Annotated in this window: 3 protein-coding genes and 1 pseudogene; 3 read left to right on the top strand and 1 reads right to left on the bottom strand. The window is 39.7% G+C overall.

The window, feature by feature from the left end; all coding sequences use genetic code 11:
• Positions 1-704 precede the first annotated feature (704 nt).
• A complete protein-coding gene (locus ACFE90_RS22380) occupies positions 705-863 on the top strand; it encodes a hypothetical protein (RefSeq protein ID WP_375504424.1) in 159 nt (52 codons plus the stop codon).
• A 335-nt stretch (positions 864-1198) separates the two neighbouring features.
• On the opposite strand, the gene ACFE90_RS22375 is transcribed toward ACFE90_RS22380, so the two are convergent.
• On the bottom strand, positions 1199-1321 hold the full coding sequence (locus ACFE90_RS22375) for a hypothetical protein (RefSeq protein WP_375504422.1): 123 nt from the start codon (positions 1319-1321) through the stop codon (positions 1199-1201).
• Between the two features lie 77 nt (positions 1322-1398).
• On the opposite strand from ACFE90_RS22375, the pseudogene ACFE90_RS22370 reads away from it, so the two are divergent.
• Together ACFE90_RS22370 and ACFE90_RS22365 are read left to right on the top strand one after the other, a co-directional pair.
• Positions 1399-2175, top strand: a pseudogene (locus ACFE90_RS22370) (Tn3 family transposase); the annotation flags it as partial.
• Between the two features lie 402 nt (positions 2176-2577).
• Positions 2578-2901 (top strand): hypothetical protein, encoded by a 324-nt coding sequence (locus tag ACFE90_RS22365; protein WP_375504420.1) that lies wholly within the window; start codon positions 2578-2580, stop codon positions 2899-2901.
• Positions 2902-2927 lie beyond the last annotated feature (26 nt).

Below are 2927 nucleotides of genomic sequence, written 5' to 3'. Positions count from 1 at the left end.
TTCTTTAAAAGTTGTCAATATTTAAAAAAAAATACGGGGGGGGGGCATGCGGCCTGGTGGCCCCCCCTCTCCCCCCACGACACGATTATTATTCTTAGGCTGATTTATTTCTACTCAAAGACGTATTGACAAATTTCACTTACTTTTAACTTGTGGCAAATGCTGACTTTTAAGCTTTATAATGCCAACTTCAAGATTATTCGTTTTTTGTGTAAAGCACGAAACTTGAGTTAAATAGTATTATATAACGGTAGCTACTATGCATAAACCGAGGACAACATTAATTGTCCCCTATATAATTTACTTCTATCAAAAACTGCTCCAGCTTTCGTCTAGAGCAGTTTTGTATTGCACGGTAGAAGCCAGATTCACAACTGCATCCAATGGTAAATCATATAACAGTAGCTGGTAGCAATCGAAATTCTGGTACAGCCCATTCTTTACTCGCTTCTGAAGAAATATTGTACTAAATTCCGTAAAACCGCAGATTCAAGATGTATCCAAAATCAGCCCTTGCTTTCGCAAGCCTGGTCATGCTCAAGGACTTTTCCGCTTAAAATAAGAAAGGTCATTCTTTTGCAATCATTCACGCACTTCTACGGCGTACCCTTGCCTTATTTTTATCTACTGAGATGATTCCGTTGTGTAATCGAGAACTGTGAGTAATTAATTAACGCCGACGCTTCACAAGCATGATGTGGGCGATGGCACTCACACCTAAAAGCCATCCCCGTGATGCTTCAGATACGCTAACTTTCAAGGAATTAATGGGTTTAGAAAGATTTTCTAAAACATTCTTAACTTTATGGTCAAAGCGATCGCTGTTTGAGGAAAAACTTTTTGATTTACTGTTTTTTAGTTAATGTGTCAGTTTAATTATTGTCCACTCAGTAAATACAACAAGCTTTGGGCTAAAATTACGTTTTAGTGTGTGTAATTATCCAAATATCCTTATTTTAGATAATATTGCTATTGTCTAAAATTGCAGCTTTTTAAGTAATAGCAGTGACTGCACATCGTTGAATAGCGTTAACTCCAGCGCTCCAATAGGAATTTTACCCAAATCACTAAATTCATATTCTCTTGGGGTTAAGCATACATTTTTTCTCAACATTCCTGCTTTGAGTAAACCAGGAGTAACTAAGTAGGAACTAATAGGGTAATTTTTGGCTCCGTACTCATTCCAAAGCAGTTTTAACTATGCCAAATCCTTGCCAGATAACTGAACATTGAAATTATCATAGAGTCGCAGAGTTGGAAATTCTCGGTTAGCTATGGGGCGGCAAGTTTCCTCATTATGAGCAAAATGATGTTCTTTCATGAATGTCTTGAGTTAACTCCCGCTACATCAGCAATGCTTTCGGCAATAAAAGGGAGAATCGATTGGAGAGACGATGATATCACGAGAGTGATTTACAGATTCAGGAGCATTATACAGATACAAGCGGTTATACAGAGCATGTGTTTGCAATGTGCCATTTGTTGGGATTTAGATTTGCACCCCGAATGCGAGATTTACCTGATAAGAAATTATATACTTTTGAACCGAGTTCCCCTGATTCGGTTTTAGCACCCCTGCTAGGTGACAAGATTAATGTGAAATTGATTCAGGAATCTTGGGATGAGATTCTACGCCTTGCTAGTTCAATTCGGACGGGGACGGTGACTGCTTCTTTGATGTTGAGGAAATTAGCTTCTTATCCTCGGCAGAATCGTTTAGCTCTAGCTTTGCGAGAGTTGGGAAGGATTGAGCGGACTTTATTTATCCTGGAATGGTTGCAGAGTCCAGAACTGCGGCGAAGGGCGACGGCGGGACTAAACAAGGGTGAGGCGAAACATACCCTGAAAAGGGCGGTGTTTTTTAATCGCCTGGGAGAATTGCGCGTAGGCGCAGCCCGCCGTAGGCATCGCTCTTATGAAGACCAGTTTTATCGGGCCAGTGGGTTGAATTTGGTAATTGCGGCTATCGTTCTGTGGAATACGGTGTACTTAGAAAAAGCCGTAGACTATTTGAAACAACAAGGAATGAATATTCCTGAAGAATATTTACAACATTTGTCACCGTTGGGTTGGGAGCATATCAATCTCACTGGTGATTATGTCTGGAATTTGAAACAGGCGACCAGTTTTGACCAGTTGCGTCCTTTGCGGGTTAAAGAAAATAAGTATCGCTGAAATGCTTATCTGATATAAGTTTCAGCCTTAGCGTACAATTTTCCCGTTTTGGCACGGTGATGCCCTTTTCCCCGTGAAGTGATATCACAAAACTTAACCGAACCGTATTGGAATTATTTCCGTAACAACTACGTTTTATCACTGAAGACTTACAGTTTTCTTAAGGTTAATTTGTATTGAAGTGCGTAAGCATAGCTAAGTATATGTAAATTACAAGCCTAACAACTAGATAAGTATTTAGATAATATTTCTGGGTTGTATTCAACACTTGTAGTTATACGTCGAGAGTTAGCTATCGATAACTAAAATTATGGATATAGTAATATTTGCTACATAAGAGGTTAGTAATAGCGTAATGACTTGGATGCGATCGCTTTTCATCAACCGACTAAAAAACCAACCATGAACACATTCGAGATTAACATCCAGCGCAAATTAGGAAATCACTGGCCGATAGTAGTTGAACATAGCAGACCCGGTGAACTGCTATCATCGCGCTCGGAAGGAAATCTCGAACTCACACCAGAAGACTTTCAAAAACTGACTAGCTTGCTAGGACAGCCTCTAGAATACGGTAAATTTCTGGGAAAAGCACTGTTTCAAGAAGAAATTAGAGATGCCTTTGTCAGTGCTTTGCGGAACTCAGACGCAACATTACGGGTATTGTTATTTGTCGAAGCCGAAGATAAAGAAATTACGGCGTTGCTGAATAAAGGGATGAATTGATTTATGCAGGTACAGTTTGATACCTC

It is taken from the genome of uncultured Nostoc sp., assembly GCF_964245445.1.
Taxonomy (GTDB): Bacteria; Cyanobacteriota; Cyanobacteriia; order Cyanobacteriales; family Nostocaceae; genus Nostoc.
The sequence above is the reverse complement of the archived record's forward strand: the minus strand, read 5'-3'. Positions and strand labels throughout refer to the sequence as shown.